We start from the raw sequence: 17,238 nt of genomic DNA on the forward strand, positions 1-17,238 counted from the left end.
CGTAGTAGTCGGGGTGGGGGGTGCGCCGCTTTGGCAAGGTCGTGGGAGATCTTTCAGCCCGTCCGGCGTTTGAGGACGAGGCCGTTCAGGCCGATACGGGGGTCTGGGGGCGGAGCCCCCAGACCGCGAGGGACGGGTAGGGGCGGAGGGGGCGAAAACACCCCTACTCCCCCGCCGCAGCCGTCGCCTTCAACGCCAGCCAAAGCTCCATCCGCACATCCGCATCATCCAGCGACCGCCCAAGGATCTCCTCGACCCTCCGCATCCGGTACCGGAGCGTATGCCGATGCACCCCCAGATCGGCGGCCGCCGCATCCCACTGCCCGTGCCGGGACAGCCACGCCCGAAGCGAGGCGACCAGATCCCCCCGCCCGGTCGCGTCATGCTCGTGCAGCGCCCGCAGCAACCCGTCCGCGAACGCCCGCACCGCGTCATCAGCGAGCAGCGGCAGCACGGACCCCGCGGCCAGCTCCTCGTGCTCGACGAGGAACCGCCCCCGCCGCCGGGCCACGGACAGCGCCTGCTCGGCCTGCTTGTAGGCGGCGCCGACGGCGATCGGCCCGACGGGGGCCGACAGCCCGACCACCAGCTCGGTGTCGTCACCGCCGGACTGCTCCCGCACCGACGCCCGCGCGGCCTCCAGCGCCACCGCGTGCTCCCCGCAGGCGGCGACGGCCGCACCCCCATCCACGGCGAGCACCACGAGCCGCTCCCCGTCGGGCACGACGAGCACGGCTTCGCCGGAGCGGGCGGCGGCGGACTCAACGACCTCGGCGAGCACGCCGAGCGGATCGCCCCCGGTGTCGGGCACCGCGACGGCGGCCGAGGAGACCGGGGCGTCCGCCACGCGCGCGTGGCCGCCGGCATGGGCCCGCGCGGCCGACGCGGACGCCGACTCGGCGAGGATCAGCCGGAATGGCGCGTCAAGGAGCGCGCCGAGCAGATCCCCGGCGACGGCCCGGGCGTGATCGGGCTCCCCGGCGAGAAGCATGCGCAGTACCGCGGCCCCGATCCGCTGCTCCGCCGCCTGCAGCGAGCGCGAGCGCTCGGTGGTGAGCGTCAGCAGGGCGATCGCCGAGTGCACGGCGTACCGCTCGGCGGTCCCGAGGGCGGCGGCCGTCCCCACGGCGAGCGCGGCTCGGGGCCGCCGCCCGGTACCCAGTGAGTGCAGCTCCACCCGGTCCTCGCCGCCGACCACCGAACTCGCGGGCGCGGGCCTGTCCCGCAGCCGCTCCACGTCCGGTGTGAGCCGCGCGGCCCGTCGCCCGGCCCACTCCGGCGCGGTGGCCACGACGGCACCGGACGCGTCGTACAGCGCCGCCCATCCGTCGACCTGCCCGGCGAGCGAGGCCAGCAGCCCCTCGGGCCCGTCGTTCAGCGCCTGCTTGGTCAGCTCGCGCTGCGCGGCGAATCCGGCGGTCACGGCCCGGTACTGATCGGCGGCGATGGCGGCGGACACGGCCTTGCTGATGGCGAGGAACGGTGTGCGCCGGGGCACTTCGAGGAGCGGCAACCCCTCTTCCTCCGCCGCGTCGACGAGCGCCTTCGGGATCTCCTCGTAGTGGACCCCGACGGCGAAGCCGAGACCGACCACACCCGCTCCGGCCAGCCGCTTCACATAGCGCCGCATGACCTCGGGATCCTCCGCGTCCAGCTTGAGCGCGGTGATCAGGAGCAGTTCCCCGCCCTCCATGTACGGCACGGGGTCGGCGAGCTCGCTGGCATGCGCCCAGCGGACGGGCACGTCCAGCCGTTCCTCGCCCGCGCGCACGGTGAGCTTGAGCGCGGAGTGGTGGACGAGCGAGGCGAGCGTGGGGGGCATGGGGCCTTCAGGTCTTCACAGGATCTTCGACGGTCACTGGAGGTGTGATCTTTTGGCCGCGACGTATGAACGACCTATGTCGATTCTGCCTCACCGTACGGTACGTCCGTGACCTTATGTCCAGACGTACAGGTCAGCCGCGTAGATCCACGAGCGGCCGCCGCGTAGATCCGCCGGCCTCAGCCTCGTAGATCCACGAGCAACGGCGGCGCGTGCTCGCCCCGCACGCTCGTGAGCGACAGCACCGCGTGCCCCGGCGGCACCCCGTGCGCCAGCTCGGACGCCGACCACCGCTCCCGCTCGACCTGCCGGACGGTGACGGCCCGGGCGGTCGGCGCGTGCCCGGTGATCACCCGCCGCACCATGTGCAGCGCCTTCCCCGCCGGAGTCTCCGCGATGATCTGCCGGTCGGTGACGTCGCGCGCCTCGATCCACTCCTTGCCCCAGACCTCGGCGAAGTCCTGCCCGTCCCAGGGCGTGAGCCCGGAGAGCGCCAGCCGGCACCCGACGGCGCCGAGGAGCGGGGTCCTGAGCGCCCGCGGCACGTCGTCGAGCGTCCGAAGCGTCAGCACGGCGCCCGCGTTGCCGGACCGCAGCCGCTGAATCCCCCGTACGGCCTCGGGTGTGACGACGCCGGTCGCATCGTCGAGCACCAGGCAGGCGAACAACGACCGGTCCTCCCGTACCGCGACGCTCGCCGTGAACTGCGCGAGCACCAGCCGCGCGAGGATCCGCGAGGCGTCGGCGTGCCCGCGCGCGGGCAGATCGATCCGCACCCGTACGGGATGGTCGAGCGCCCGCAGCGAGAAGGGCCGCGACTGCCCCGACGTGTCGAAGAACCCCGCGAACGCGGGCCGGTCGAGCAGCGCGACGCGGTCCGCGAGCACACCTCCCACATCACCGGGGTGACCCAACTGCCGCTCCCGCGCGTCGAGTTCACGCAGCAGCGATTCCTTCCCCGCGTCCTCGAGGGCCTTGCGCAACGCCCCGAGCGGACCGGGCGCACCGTCGAGGAGCTGCCGCAGCTCGGGCACGGATGGGAAGCGGTCGTGGACGGCCCGGAAGGGTCCGAGGAGCTGGGCGAGGACGGTGGTCGACCGGCGGCTGTCGCCCCCGGGATGCGGATCAGCCAGGTCCCCGACGAGCGCCTCCGCCAGTACGGCGGCGGCTTCGTCGGGGTCGGTGGTCCCGCCGTACAGGTCGAGGTCGTACACGGACTCGGCATTCCCGATCCGTACGACGACGTCGTAGGCGTCGGCGGCCCCGAGCCCGGCACCCGCGGCGCCGACCACGACCACGGCGGCCCGCCCGGCGAGCGCGTGCAGGCACAGCGACTCGGCGAGCGGCCACACGATGCCACCGGTCTTGCCGGATCCGGGGGGACCGACGGCGAGCAGCGAGGTGCCGAGGAGGTCGGGGCCGAGGCCGAGACCGGTGCCGCGGTAGGCGTACGGATTGCGCGCGTCGTCGGCGGTCGTGCCCAGCCGCACCTGTCCGGTCACGAGGTCGTGGAGCGCGTGCCGTCCTGGCAGGTCGCGGTCACCGGAGGGATGCAGACAGGCGGCGGACCCGTCCTTCAGGACCGCTCCGGTGAAGGTGGCGAGACTGTGCCGCCCGCTGCGTACGCCCTGCCAGGCGCGGTCGATCCGGGCGTGGTCGACATCGCGCATCAGCCCGGAGCGGGCCTCGGCGGCGAGCCGGTCGGCGGCGTCGGCCGCACCGGCGGCGCGGAGCTGGTTCCACTGGGCGGGGTCTTCCTCGGGCGCGGGCGGCCGCTCGCTCACAGGAGCGGCGCGGCGCCACGCGGGCAGCCCGTAGCGCCGCCAGACCTCGCCCCAGCGGCCCAGCCGGCCGACGCCGAACATGATCGCGAGGGCGATCAGCGTGTAGTAGCCGTACCAGAGGAACGCGTTCCCGACGCGGTCGTCGCTCTGGCGCCAGGAATCAGGGGTGAACAGGTCGAGCGGGATGACCCACCAGCCGCCCAGATACCCGTTCCAGAGCAGCGACCAGATCAGCCACCCGCACAGAAACGCGATCACGGCGCCGCTCAGCAGCTGCCGCGCCGGAATCTGCTCCGGCTCCTCGTCCGGCCGCGGCCGGTGCCCGAACCGCCACACCCCGGGCGCCGCCTCCGGCCTGGGCGCCCGGACCCACGTCAGGAAGCCGGACCCGTCGGGCCCCGGCGGCATCCCCGGCGCCCGCGCGGGCCTCGGTGGCGTCGCCGGCACGTCCGGCGGCCCCGCCGGACGCGGCACAGGATTGGCGTGCGTACCCCGCGCGTCCCGCGTCCCGTCGCTGTCCATCGCCTTTGCCCCCTGACCAGCCGCTCCGTACGTCGTCCGCGAGTCAATCTAGTGCCCCCACGGAGGGAGTTCACCGCTTACACGGCCGGATCTGCGGGGACGCACCCTCACTCGACTCCAGGCCCACTATGTCCACCGCGGACAACCGACACCCTGAACATCTCCCTCGTGGAGCATGCCCACCCCCCTCCCCCGGCCCTAGCCTGCGAAGAAAGCAGTGAAGCGTCCGAAAACACCCCCGCCCGGCGCGCCCCGTTCGCCGGGGACCGTCCGGTTCGCAAGATCATCAGGGAGCCCCTCATGACCGCACTTCCGCAGGAGCGCCGCGTCGTCACCGCCATCCCCGGCCCGAAGTCGCAGGAGCTGCAGGCCCGACGCCTCGCCGCGGTCGCGGCCGGTGTGGGCTCGGTGCTCCCCGTGTTCACCACGCGCGCCGGCGGCGGCATCATCGAGGACGTCGACGGGAACCGCCTGATCGACTTCGGCTCCGGCATCGCCGTGACCAGCGTCGGCGCCAGCGCCGAGGCCGTCGTACGCCGGGCCTCCGCCCAGCTCCAGGACTTCACCCACACCTGTTTCATGGTCACGCCGTACGAGGGGTACGTGGCCGTCGCCGAGGCGCTGGCCGAGCTCACGCCGGGTGACCACGCCAAGAAGTCCGCTCTGTTCAACAGCGGCGCCGAGGCCGTCGAGAACGCGGTCAAGATCGCCCGTGCGTACACCAAGCGGCAGGCCGTCGTCGTCTTCGACCACGGCTACCACGGCCGTACGAACCTCACGATGGCGCTGACCGCCAAGAACATGCCGTACAAGCACGGCTTCGGCCCGTTCGCCCCCGAGGTCTACCGCGTACCCGTGGCCTACGGCTACCGCTGGCTGACCGGCCCGGAGAACGCCGGTGCCGAGGCGTCCGCCCAGGCCATCGACATGATCAACAAGCAGATCGGTGCCGAGAACGTCGCCGCGATCATCATCGAGCCGCTGCTCGGCGAGGGCGGCTTCATCGAGCCCGCGAAGGGCTTCCTCCCGGCCATCAGCCAGTTCGCCAAGGACAACGGCATCGTCTTCGTCGCGGACGAGATCCAGTCCGGCTTCTGCCGGACCGGCCAGTGGTTCGCCTGCGAGGACGAGGGCATCGTCCCGGACCTGATCACCACCGCCAAGGGCATCGCGGGCGGTCTCCCGCTCGCCGCCGTCACCGGGCGCGCCGAGATCATGGACGCCGCGCACGCGGGCGGCCTGGGCGGCACCTACGGCGGCAACCCGGTTGCCTGCGCCGGCGCCCTCGGCGCGATCGAGACGATGAAGGAGCTCGACCTCAACGCCAAGGCGAAGAACATCGAGGCGGTCATGAAGGCCCGCCTCGGCGCGATGGCCGAGAAGTTCGACATCATCGGCGACATCCGGGGCCGCGGCGCCATGATCGCCATCGAGCTGGTCAAGGACCGCGACACCAAGGAGCCGAACGCCGAGGCGGCCGGCGCGCTCGCCAAGGCCTGCCACCAGGAGGGCCTGCTGGTCCTGACCTGTGGCACCTACGGCAACGTCCTCCGCTTCCTGCCCCCGCTGGTCATCGGTGAGGACCTCCTGAGCGAGGGCCTCGACATCATCGAGCAGGCCTTCGCCCGTATCTGACGCCCCACGAGCACCACCAGCGGAATCCGGCTGCCCCTCGCACCGGATTCCGCTTCGTTCGAGCGGTGCGGCGGCGGGCGTCAGGCCGTGTGAAGAACGTGTGCGAGGTGCATGACGGGACGCGATTCCGTCTGTCGGACCCGCATCCCCTGTCGTAGGTTCTACCCAGATGAGAGATACACCCCGCCCACAGGGGACTGTGGGTGACACCGGGTCGAGGCCTCCCCAGCTTCGCCCTGGTCGTGCCCTCGCGCACACACCCGGAGCTTCCGGCTCCGGATCTCCTCACCGATCGGACAGTCGCCCGCCCCAAACCCCCCGGGGCGCGCGACGATCCGATCCGGACGGCCGTATCGGAACTACCTGCACTACCTCAAAGTAGGTAGCGCGAGGTAACCGGAGCGGACCGCCGTAGAAGGGCCCGGAAACTACCCCCCCTGTTTCCGGGTCCTTCTGCTTTCTACACACTTCAATCCCGGCGCCAGTTCAGCCGGTCCGCCGCCGGAACGGTGGCCGCGGCCCGCGTGATGGTGACCGCGCCGATCAACTCCGGCGTGAGCAGCAGACCCGCGATGGCTCGCCGTACGGATACGTGCGCCGCAGCCCAGCGCGCGGCGACATCACCTCCCGGCTCGAACAGCGCGCCGAGCGCCGTGGGCGCGGCCAGATCCCGAGCCTTGGCTTCCAGCCCACGGATCTTGTCCTCCAGCCGCTCGGCCCGACGGGCGAACCGGCGCTCCTCGGCCATCGATTCCGGCTCCGCCTCCTCGGTTTCCCTGAGTTCGGCGCGAGCCTTGGCGAGTTCGTCCCGGACCTGCGCAGCCGCGCCCCCGGACGCGTCGGCGGTGACGTCTCGGTAGGCGTCGGGGCGTGCGAGGTACCGAAGGATCACTCCCGGGTTCTTGGCACTGCCGATCACGACCGCGTCGACCTCTTCCTTGTCGATGCGGAAGTGGCCCCGCTTGCACACGTACGCGGCGGGCCCGTCTCGTCCGTCGCGGTACCGGACAGTGATCGGACCGGAACACTCACCGCAGGTGACCGCGCCCGTGAGTTCGTACTGTGTGGCGCCGGGACGGCCCCTGACCCGGGACGGGTCGGACAGGATCCCTTGCACTGCATAGAACAACTCGTCGCTCACCAGCCGGTCCCACGAGGCCTCGACGTTGACACCCTTGACCGATCGCAGACCGATGTACGCGACGTTCAGCGCCAGGTCTCGCATGGTCGCGGCCGAAATCGGCTTACCCCTGCGGCCGACGACCCCAAGTTCTCTCCAGTCCTGCGCGATGGCGTTGAAGGCATGACCGGCCCTCACCCGCGTGAACAGGGAGACGATCAGCGGGCCTTCGACGGGGTGGGCGTACTGGCGGACCGGCTGGCTCCTGCCGTCGACGATCTCGTAGTCCCGCTGGTACCCGAACGGACAGATCCCGTGGGGCTTTCCGTCGCGGGCGTTGGCATCGAGCCCGCGAAGCGTGCGGCTGCTGATCTTGGACGATTCGTACTCACTGTCCACTGCGTCTTCCAGCAGGGAGCGGCGGTCGCGCGGGTTGGACGGGTCGTACATCCGACCATGGGTCGTGACGTAGATCCGTACCGCCCGATCCTCACACAGCTCGATGAGCGTGACCCATTCCCCCACCCTGCGGGAGCCGCGCGACGACTCCCAGAGCCACAGGAGATCAGCGTCGAACTGATCGCTTCTCAGATCGTCCAGCAGCCGGTTGAAGTCGTCGCGGGCTCTGGTGGCGTACCGCGAGGCACTGCCCCTGTCCTGATACGGGGTACCCAGCAAGATCTCCTCGCGGGCGGCCGCTTTCACGTTCTCGTCGTGCTGCTCCGGGATGGAGCGGTCGCCCTTGACCGAGACGCGCAGGTACTCACGTGCAATCAGTCGGGCCGCTGCTGTCAGGCTGGTTCCCATGTCTAACTCCCCGGACCGGCACCTCAAGAACTTGCCTACCCAGCAAGACATTACCCCCCCTGTTCCGGGGTGGCCGAGCTTCTCCCTCCTCTTCGGCCTCCCGGCCCTCCTTCTCGCGCTGATCACCTGGCAGGTCGCGGCCCACGGCCCCCTCGCTCGCGCGGACGAACGCCTCAGTGGCCATCTCGTACACCCGGCCCGGATCTACGAACTCCTCGCCGACCTCGGCGGCCTCGCGGTCGCCGTTCCCGTCCTCGCCGTCGTGCTCGCGTACGTCGCCCGGCGCGCCCGGCAAGCCAGCAGCGATCGCTGGTGGCTGCCCTCCGTCGCCGCGGCAGTATTGATGGCGGCCGTACCTGCACTGATCGTGCCGATGAAAGAACTTGTTGCCCGGCCGGGCCCACCGGTCATGGGCCCGGGCACGGGCTTCTATCCCTCGGGTCACACGGCGACCGCCGCCATCGCGTACGGCGCCGCGACCCTGGTCATGCTGCCCTGGCTGCGCAGCAGCGGCGCACGCCGCGTACTGATCATCACCTGCATCGTCCTCAATCTCGCGGTGGCCTTCGGCCTGCTCAGGCGCGGCTTCCACTGGCCACTGGACGTGGTGGCGAGCTGGTGTCTTTGTGGAGCACTACTGACGGGGCTAGCCATGTTCCTCAACCGAAGCAGCAGCCAATTCACGCGACCGTCCCCGACAGTTGAGCACCTCACTCAAACATAAACGAACAAAATCACTCATTTTTATTATTACCCACCGAAAGCACGAGAAAATAATTACTCGAATCCCCAACCGCTGAATCGCGAGGAATCATGTCAATCACACCCCGCGGAATGTCGATCCAGGAAGCATACAACCTCTACCGCAGCGAAAAGCTTGCGGTAAATCGAAACTATCAGAGAAAATTGGTATGGGGGGTTGACGAAAAGGCGCACCTAATCGACAGTATTCTTCGCGGATTCCCGATCCCCCTTTTTCTTCTCGCGGAAACTTCCGACCAAACGTACGAGATAATTGATGGAATGCAGCGCTTGGATGCCATATTCGGCTTCATCGAGCAGCGCTACGGCATCATCAACGGCAGTTTCGCCTCGCAATTCTTTGACCTTTCCGAGTTCTCAAGAGCTCGACAGCTTGCGGACTCTGGAGCCTTTGTCCGCGAGCCGGGAAAGCCATCACTAATCAAGGCGTCCCAGTGCGCAGACCTCCTCGACTACCAACTCGCTGTCACGATCTTCAGCTCAAAAGAAGAAACCCAGGTTACTGAGGTATTCCGGAGAATAAATTCCGGAGGGCGCCAGTTGAGTGCGCAGGAAAAGCGGCAGGCCGGAGTCGTGAGCGAGTTCGTCCGGCTCATCAGGCGCCTAGCTTCCGAGTTTCGATACGATGGTTCACCCGATGTTCTCCCCTTGACGAAGATGCCGGTTGTCTCCATCGACTCAGCCCGCGAGCGTTTAGGGTACGGAATCACTGCGGAGGAAACCTTCTGGTGTAGTCTCGGAATTCTGAGCACAAAACAGCTTCAGCAGAGCGAAGACGAACAACTTCTGGCAGATATCTGCATTTCCGCAGTGCGCGGCAATACATTCAGCGTCAGCTCCGACGTGCTAGATAAATACTTTGATCTGGAAACAACCGAGAGTAAGTCGCTGACCGCAGATCTCGCAACATACGGCACCGACAAACTGGCCGAAGACGTAAAGGTTGTACTGGGCGCCATGAAGACCATGGTGGATTCCACGAAGCCGGGCGTGGTCGGAGCCTTCAGGTCACACGTCAGCTCCAGCGGATGGAGTGCAGCCAAGACGCCATTCTATGCAGTATTCATGGCGTTCTTCGATCTAATGATCAGAAGAGCAATGCAGCTCTCTGACCCTCGCGGGGCTTTCACCGCAATATCCAAGGTGACCGCTAAACTCACTCCGAGCAGAAACACAACTACAGAAGCTCAGCGACAAGCAAACATAGACGTCGTGCGAGGCTTGGTTGAGAAATTCTTCACCAACTCGCCGCGAGGCACGTTAACGCACGGCCCAGCAATGGAGATTGAGTTCCCAAACCTGATCAGGCGGGCACCAATCGAGAGTGCCAGGTATGAGTTCAAGCAGGGAATTGTCTCCCTTGACGAAAAGCGAACAATCAACAATGATCTCCTCAAGAAACTACCTAGAATTATGTCAGCCATCGCAAATACGGGGCCAGAGGCGGATGGCTACATAATCTTCGGCGTGGCGGACAATGACGCCGCCGCTAAGCGTATCGAGCAACTCGACGCGGTTTCCCCGATACGACTCGCACGCCAGGTACTATTCGGTATCGACCGAGAATGCAAGGTGCTCGCCATCGACATGGCTGCCTATGTTCGCCACATCATTCGTGCGGTCCAGTCCTCACCAATAGAGGAGCCGCTAAAGGGAGATATTCTGGCCAACATCGATACAATCTCGTACTCTGGACGCTCTTACGTGGTGGCACGTATACCTGCCCAGAGAGATCTATCCGGCTTTGACGGCGAATATTACATCCGGGACGGGGATGGTCTACGGAAGATGACCACCTCCGAGGCTCTGTCCGCGGCAAAGCGGTTCAATCGATAGTCCTCGCGGGTTGCCCAAGATCCATTCACTCAGGCAACCCGGCAGACCGCGCTCTCAGCCGAAGTAGCCGTCGAAGTTCTTCTGGAACTCCCAGCTCGAGTAGCGGTCCCAGTTGATCGACCACGTCATCAGGCCGCGGAGGCCCGGCCAGGTGCCGTGGGTGGTGTACGTGCCGCAGTTGGTCTTCTTGGTGAGGCAGTCGAGGGCCTTGTTGACCTCCGTCGGCGAGACGTAGCCGTTGCCGGCGTTCGTCGATGCCGGCATGCCGATGGCTATCTGGTCGGGGCGCAGGGCCGGGAAGACGTTGCTCGCGTTTCCGGCGACCGGGAAGCCCGTGAGGAGCATGTCGGTCATGGCGATGTGGAAGTCGGCGCCGCCCATGGAGTGGTACTGGTTGTCGAGGCCCATGATCGAGCCGGAGTTGTAGTCCTGGACGTGCAGGACCGTCAGGTCGTCGCGCATCGCGTAGATGACGGGGAGGTACGCGCCGGCGCGCGGGTCCTGGCCGCCCCATGGGCCGGTGCCGTAGTACTGGTAGCCGAGCTGGACGAAGAAGGTCTCCGGGGCCATCGTCAGCACGAAGCCGGCGCCGTACTTGGCCTTGAGGGTCTTCAGGGCCGAGATGAGGTTCACGATCACTGGTGTGGTCGGGCTCTTGAAGTTGGTGTCGCTCGCGTCCAGCGAGAGTGAGTGGCCCTCGAAGTCGATGTCCAGGCCGTCCAGCCCGTAGGTGTCGATGATCTTCGACACGGAGGTGACGAAGGCGTCGCGTGCGGCCGTCGTCGTCAGCTGTACCTGGCCGTTCTGGCCGCCGATGGAGATCACGACCTTCTTGCCGGCCGCCTGCTTGGCCTTGATGGCCGCCTTGAACTCGGCGTCGCTCTCCACGGTCGGGCACTCGGTGACCGGGCAGCGGTTGAAGCGGATGTCGCCGGAGGTGGTGGAGGTGGGTTCGCCGAAGGCCAGGTCGATGATGTCCCAGCTGTCGGGGACGTCGGCCATGCGGGTGTAGCCGGCGCCGTTCGCAAAGCTCGCGTGGAGGTAGCCGACGAGGGCGTGTCCGGTCGAGCCTCCGCCGCCGGCGCTCGTCGTCGCGGTCACCGTCGCCGACTTCGGCGACTCGCCCGCGTCGTTCACCGCCGCGACCTGGAAGGAGTACGCCGTCGAGGCCGTGAGTCCGCTGACCGTGGTCGAAGTCCCGGTCGCCGTCTGGACCTTCACTCCGTTTCGGTAGACGGCGTATCCGGTGGCGCCGGTCACCGGGGACCAGGACAGGGCGACACTCGACGAGGTGACCGCGCCGGCCGTCAGGCCGGTGGGTGCGGCCGGGGGCTGGCCCGGGTCGACGGCTGGTCCGATGAGGGAGATGTCGTCGACGTTGTAGGCACCAGTGCCGTACCAGCCGTGCGTGTAGATCGTGACCCTGGTGGTGGACGGGCCGGTGCGGAAGCTCGTGGTGAGCTGCTGCCAGGCGGGCGCGGACTGGGTCCAGGTGGAGACGTCGGTGGTGCCGGTGCCGCTCGCGCCGAGGTAGACGTAGCTGCCGCGGACGTAACCGGCGAGCGTGTACTGGGAGTTGGGCTGGACGGTGACCGCCTGGGAGCACTGCGCGTAGTCGCTGCCGGCCGGGGTCGCCTGCAGCGCGGAACTGCCGCTCCGTACGGGTGAGTTGACGGTGGCGCCCGCTGTGCAGGTCCAGTTGTCCAGGCCCGACTCGAAGCCGCCGTTCCTGGCGAGGTCCGCGTCGGCCGCACGGGCGGCCGACGAGAGCGCGGTCATGCCGGGAACGGCCAGGACGGTGGCCGTGCACACGGCGAGAAGTCTGTGACGCGTGACTGATCTGTTGCGTCGGGTGCGATCCACGACTGCCTCCGGGCATGGGGGAATTGGAGGGTGGAGCGCGCCCAATTTGGTCCAGACCAATCCTGTTGTCAAGACCTCAGGAACCTCAGGACCTCTTGTCGGGTTCTGCGCCAGCTACCGGGGTCCGGCCCCGTCACGGCTATCGGCCGCCCTCGTTTCCGGCGATACCCGCCGCCGCCTCGTGCATGGCCAGTTCGAGCAGTGCCGGGTCGGTGAGCGTGCCGGAACCGTCCGGGGGGATCAGCCAGCGGACTCCGCCGCCGGTCGTCCTTCCCGGATACGGCACCACGATCCACGTACCGCGGCCCGCTGTGCGCACCCCCGTGCCGAGCCAGCGGGCCGCGGTGCCCGCGGGCACGAAGAAACCCATCCGGGCGTCCCCGAAATCGACGAGCACGGGACCCAGTTGGTCGATCACCCGGGTCAGCACGTCGAGTGTGGGGTAGCCGAGTTCGCCCGGCAGGATGAGTACGTCCCAGGCCTTGCCCGCCGGCAGCAGCGCGATCCCCAGTGGATTGCGTTCCCATTCCCAGCGGCAGGCCTCGGGATCCGGAGCTACGGATGCCAGCCAGTCGACCGCCGTCTTAGCCCCTGTCATGGCGGAACCTCCCTTTCTCGTGTCGACGCTGGTCGCGTCACAGGAGAGAGGGAGGTTCGGGCCGGGCATTACGCGGGTTCTGAATAATTGTTGATAGTGAGCCGGGTCACAGTGGCTGAGCTGGGCGTACGCCGTGGATCCGTGGGGCGCCGGGCACCCCTCAGCTGTCGAAGCCGAGCCCCAGCCTGTCCATGGTCTTCAGCCACAGATTGCGCCGCCCGCCGTGCGAATCCGCCCGCGCCAGTGACCACTTGGTGAGCGCGATGCCCGTCCAGGCGAAGGGCTCGGGCGGGAACGGCAGCGGCTTCCTGCGGACCATCTCCAGCTCGGTGCGTTCCGTACGCTCCCCCGCGAGCAGGTCGAGCATCACGTCCGCGCCGAACCGGGTGGCGCCCACACCGAGCCCGGTGTAGCCCGCCGCGTACGCGACCTTGCCCTGGTGTGCCGTGCCGAAGAAGGCCGAGAAGCGCGAGCAGGTGTCGATCGCGCCGCCCCAGGCGTGCGTGAAGCGGACGCCCTCCAACTGCGGGAAGCAGGTGAAGAAGTGGCCCGCGAGCTTGGCGTACGTCTCCGGGCGGTCGTCGTACTCGGCGCGCATCCGGCCGCCGTACGGGTAGATCGCGTCGTAACCGCCCCACAGGATCCGGTTGTCGGCTGACAGCCGGAAGTAGTGGAACTGGTTCGCCGAATCACCGAGGCCCTGGCGGTTCTTCCAGCCGATGGACGCCAACTGGTCGGTGGTCAGCGGCTCGGTCATCATCGCGTAGTCGTAGACGGGGACCGTGTACGCGCGCACCCGCTTGACCAGGTTCGGGAAGATGTTCGTGCCGAGCGCCACGCGACGGGCGCGGACCGAGCCGTACGGGGTGCGTACGGCCATGCCCGCGCCGTACGGCTTCAGGGCGAGCGCGGGTGTGTGCTCGTACACGCGGACGCCGAGCTCCACGCAGGCGCGCTTGAGGCCCCAGGCGAGCTTGGCGGGGTGGAGCATGGCGACGCCCCGGCGGTCGTGGAGGCCGGCCAGGAATGTCGGTGAGTCGACTTGTTCCCGTACCGCGTCGGCGTCCAGGAACTCGGTGCCGTCCGCGAGGCCCTCGCGCCGCAACTCCTCGTGCCACTCGCGCAGTTCGGCCGCCTGGTGCGGCTCGGTCGCGACGTCGATCTCGCCGCTGCGCTCGAAGTCGCAGTCGATGGAGTAGCGGGCGACGGCCGCCTCGATCTCGTCGAGGTTGCGGGCGCCCAGTTCCTCCAGCTTCCTGATCTCGTCCGGCCAGCGGGTGAGACCGTTGGCCAGACCGTGGGTGAGGGACGCGGCGCAGAAGCCGCCGTTGCGGCCGGAGGCGGCCCAGCCCACCTCACGGCCTTCCACCAGGACCACCTCGCGCCGCGGGTCGCGCTCCTTGGCGAGGAGCGCGGTCCACAGTCCGCTGTAGCCGCCGCCGACGACGAGCAGGTCGCAGGTCTCGGTGGTGGTGAGGGCGGGTTCGGGGTGGGGTTTGCCCGGGTCGTCCAGCCAGTAGGACACCGGCTGTGCGTCGGAAAGAGACTTGGTCCAGCGGGTCATGGCGCTTGGGGCCATGATTTCAACTCCCTACAGGAATCTTGCGATTACGCCTTTTGCTTGTTGCGGCGGTTGCCGATCACCATTCCGGCCAGGACGAACAGTACGGCGACGATGAACATGGCCGTACCGATGACATTGATCTGAACGGGTGTTCCGCGCTGCGCGGAGCCCCAGACGAACATGGGGAAGGTGACGGTCGATCCCGCGTTGAAATTGGTGATGATGAAATCGTCGAAGGAGAGCGCGAAGGCGAGCAGCGCGCCCGCGGCGATTCCGGGGGCCGCGATGGGCAGGGTGACCCGGATGAAGGTCTGCAGGGGACCGGCGTACAGGTCCTGTGCCGCCTGCTCCAGGCGCGGGTCCATCGACATGACGCGTGCTTTGACGGCCGTCACGACGAAGCTGAGGCAGAACATGATGTGGGCGATCAGGATCGTCCAGAAACCCAACTGTGCACCCATGTTGAGGAAGAGGGTGAGCAGTGAGGCGGCCATCACGACCTCGGGCATCGCCATCGGCAGGAAGATCAGCGAGTTGATGGCGCCGCGTGCGCGGAAGCGGTAGCGGACCAGCGCGAAGGCGATCATGGTGCCGAGGACGGTGGCACCGAGGGTCGCCCACACGGCGATCTGGAGGCTGAGCGAGAGCGAGCCGCACATGCCGGCGACGCCGCACGGGTCGGTCCAGGCGTCCGTGGAGAAGTTCTGCCACTCGTAATTGAAGCGCCCCTTCGGTTTGTTGAAGGAGAACACCGTGACGATGACGTTCGGAAGGAGCAGATATCCGAGTGTCACCAGTCCCGCGATGACGACGAGATGGTGCTTGAGCCAGCGTACGAAGGCCATTTAAACCAGATCCTCCGTCCCGGACTTGCGAATGTAGAGGGTGACCATGACGAGGATCGCGGCCATGAGAATGAAGGAAAGTGCCGCTGCCGTCGGATAGTCGAGAATCCTCAGGAACTGGGTCTGGATGACGTTTCCGACCATCCGGGTGTCCGTGGAGCCGAGCAGGTCGGCGTTCACGTAGTCACCGCTGGCCGGGATGAAGGTCAGCAGCGTCCCGGAGACGACACCGGGCATCGACAGCGGGAAGGTGACCTTCCTGAAGGTCGTGAACGGCTTCGCGTACAGGTCGCCCGCCGCCTCGTGGAGGCGTCCGTCGATGCGTTCGAGGGAGGTGTAGAGCGGCAGGATCATGAACGGCAGGAAGTTGTACGTGAGACCGCAGACCACCGCGAGAGGCGTGGCCAGGACACGGTCGCCGGAGGTCATGCCGAGCCAGCTGGTGACGTCCAGGACGTGCAGCGAGTTGAGGGTGCTGACGACCGGGCCGCTGTCCGCGAGGATCGTCTTCCAGGCGAGCGTGCGGATCAGGAAGCTGGTGAAGAACGGCGCGATGACCAGGATGAGGACGACATTGCGCCAGCGGCCCGCGCGGAAGGCGATCAGATAGGCGAGCGGGTAGCCGAGGATCAGGCACAGGATCGTCGCGGAGCCCGCGTAGAGCACCGAGCGCAGGAACTGCGGCCAGTAGTCCGCCAGCGCGTCCCAGTAGGTCGCGAAGTGCCAGGTGACCTTGTAGCCCTCCTCCAGGGAGCCCGTCTGCACGGACGTGGAGGCCTGGTAGACCATCGGCAGTGCGAAGAAGATCAGCAGCCAGAGTATGCCGGGCAGCAGCAGCCAGTACGGGGTGAGGCGGCCGCGCTTGCGGGGCGGTTTGCCGGCGGCCGGTTGCGGCGCCAGGGGTGGCGCCTCGGTGGCGGTGGCCATCAGGCGGCCTCCTCGTCCACCGTCTCGACGCCCGCGTCGATGTCCTGCGCGGCGTCCAGGCCGAAGGTGTGCGCCGGGTTCCAGTGCAGGACGACGTCGGTGCCGGGGCGGAGCCGGGAGTCGCGGTCGATGTTCTGGGCGTAGACCTCGAACTCCGGGCAGACGGCGCTGTCGATGACGTACTGCGTGGATACGCCGATGAAGCTGGAGTCGGCGATCTTGCCGGTGATCCGGTTGCGGCCCGCCGGGATGTCGCCCGCGTCGTCGGCGTGCGTGAGCGAGATCTTCTCCGGGCGGACGCCGACCAGGACCTTGCCGCCGGTCGTCGTGGGCGCGGAACATCGCGCCGCGGGCAGCAGGAGCTTGCCGCCGCCCGCCTTGAGGACGATCTCGTCGCCGCTCTTGGAGTCGACCTCGGCCTCGATGAGGTTGGAGGTGCCGAGGAAGTTGGCGACGAACGTGGTGTTCGGGTTCTCGTAGAGGTCGGCGGGCGAGCCGAGCTGTTCGACGCGGCCCGCGTTCATCACGGCGACGGTGTCGGCCATGGTCATGGCCTCCTCCTGGTCGTGCGTGACGTGCACGAAGGTGATGCCGACCTCGGTCTGGATGCGCTTGAGCTCCAGCTGCATCTGGCGGCGCAGCTTGAGGTCGAGGGCGCCGAGCGGCTCGTCGAGGAGCAGCACCTTGGGGGTGTTGATCAGCGCGCGGGCCACGGCGACGCGCTGCTGCTGGCCGCCGGAGAGCTGGTGGGGCTTCTTGCGGGCCTGCTCACCGAGCTGTACGAGCTCGAGCATGTCCTCGACCTGCTTCTTCACCGACTTGATGCCGCGCCGGCGCAGGCCGAAGGCGACGTTCTCGAAGATGTCGAGGTGCGGGAAGAGGGCGTAGGACTGGAAGACGGTGTTCACCGGCCGCTTGTAGGGCGGCAGGTTCGTCACGTCCTGCTCCCCCAGGTGCACGGTTCCCGAAGTGGGCTCCTCCAGGCCGGCGATCATGCGGAGGGTGGTGGTCTTGCCGCAGCCCGATGCCCCGAGGAGGGCGAAGAACGATCCCTGCGGAACGGTCAGGTCGAGCGGGTGTACGGCGGTGAAGGCGCCGTACGTCTTGCTGATCCCGGAGAGGCGGACGTCGCCGCTGTTGTCTGTCGTCATCA

Annotated in this window: 12 protein-coding genes and 1 pseudogene; 4 read left to right on the top strand and 9 right to left on the bottom strand. The window is 67.8% G+C overall.

What is annotated here, in order from left to right; translation table 11 throughout:
* Positions 1–163: 163 nt before the first annotated feature.
* Entirely contained in the window at positions 164–1,822 is a 1,659-nt protein-coding gene (locus tag OG266_RS11825) for a PucR family transcriptional regulator (RefSeq protein ID WP_371545335.1), read from the bottom strand.
* A gap of 179 nt (positions 1,823–2,001) precedes the next feature.
* Entirely contained in the window at positions 2,002–4,128 is a 2,127-nt protein-coding gene (locus OG266_RS11830; protein WP_371545337.1) for an ATP-binding protein, read from the bottom strand.
* A 300-nt stretch (positions 4,129–4,428) separates the two neighbouring features.
* On the opposite strand from OG266_RS11830, the gene gabT reads away from it, so the two are divergent.
* Both gabT and OG266_RS11840 read left to right on the top strand, forming a co-directional pair.
* Positions 4,429–5,763, top strand: a complete 1,335-nt coding sequence (gabT, locus tag OG266_RS11835) for a 4-aminobutyrate--2-oxoglutarate transaminase (protein WP_266474517.1) — start codon at positions 4,429–4,431, stop codon at positions 5,761–5,763.
* Between the two features lie 169 nt (positions 5,764–5,932).
* Positions 5,933–6,127, top strand: a pseudogene (locus OG266_RS11840) (phosphoesterase); the annotation flags it as partial.
* 105 nt (positions 6,128–6,232) lie between these two features.
* Here the strand turns inward: OG266_RS11840 and OG266_RS11845 are convergent.
* Positions 6,233–7,690, bottom strand: a complete 1,458-nt coding sequence (locus OG266_RS11845) for a recombinase family protein (protein WP_371545340.1) — start codon at positions 7,688–7,690, stop codon at positions 6,233–6,235.
* Between OG266_RS11845 and OG266_RS11850 the strand changes: the two genes are divergently transcribed.
* Entirely contained in the window at positions 7,689–8,414 is a 726-nt protein-coding gene (locus OG266_RS11850) for a phosphatase PAP2 family protein (RefSeq protein ID WP_371545343.1), read from the top strand. The two genes, OG266_RS11845 and OG266_RS11850, sit on opposite strands and share 2 nt — an antisense overlap.
* Positions 8,415–8,524: 110 nt before the next feature.
* Positions 8,525–10,288 (top strand): DUF262 domain-containing protein, encoded by a 1,764-nt coding sequence (locus OG266_RS11855; RefSeq protein ID WP_371545345.1) that lies wholly within the window; start codon positions 8,525–8,527, stop codon positions 10,286–10,288.
* A gap of 54 nt (positions 10,289–10,342) precedes the next feature.
* On the opposite strand, the gene OG266_RS11860 is transcribed toward OG266_RS11855, so the two are convergent.
* The 6 genes from OG266_RS11860 to OG266_RS11885 form a co-directional block, all read right to left on the bottom strand.
* Complete coding sequence (locus OG266_RS11860) at positions 10,343–12,067, bottom strand: chitinase (RefSeq protein ID WP_371552751.1); 1,725 nt, start codon at positions 12,065–12,067, stop codon at positions 10,343–10,345.
* A gap of 223 nt (positions 12,068–12,290) precedes the next feature.
* Positions 12,291–12,749 (bottom strand): hypothetical protein, encoded by a 459-nt coding sequence (locus tag OG266_RS11865; RefSeq protein WP_266474521.1) that lies wholly within the window; start codon positions 12,747–12,749, stop codon positions 12,291–12,293.
* A gap of 160 nt (positions 12,750–12,909) precedes the next feature.
* The gene (locus tag OG266_RS11870; RefSeq protein WP_371545348.1) at positions 12,910–14,328 is read right to left on the bottom strand and encodes an NAD(P)/FAD-dependent oxidoreductase; all 1,419 of its coding nucleotides are present in this window, start codon (positions 14,326–14,328) and stop codon (positions 12,910–12,912) included.
* Positions 14,329–14,357: 29 nt separating this feature from the next.
* A complete protein-coding gene (locus OG266_RS11875) occupies positions 14,358–15,158 on the bottom strand; it encodes an ABC transporter permease (RefSeq protein ID WP_266474523.1) in 801 nt (266 codons plus the stop codon).
* A complete protein-coding gene (locus OG266_RS11880) occupies positions 15,159–16,085 on the bottom strand; it encodes an ABC transporter permease (protein WP_371545351.1) in 927 nt (308 codons plus the stop codon).
* Positions 16,085–17,236: an ABC transporter ATP-binding protein gene (locus OG266_RS11885; protein ID WP_326726013.1), complete on the bottom strand. Its 1,152-nt coding sequence runs from the start codon at positions 17,234–17,236 to the stop codon at positions 16,085–16,087. The genes OG266_RS11880 and OG266_RS11885 overlap by 1 nt, the downstream gene beginning before the upstream one ends.
* Between the last annotated feature and the right edge of the window lie 2 nt (positions 17,237–17,238).

This window comes from Streptomyces sp. NBC_00554, assembly GCF_041431135.1.
Taxonomy (GTDB): domain Bacteria; phylum Actinomycetota; class Actinomycetes; order Streptomycetales; family Streptomycetaceae; genus Streptomyces.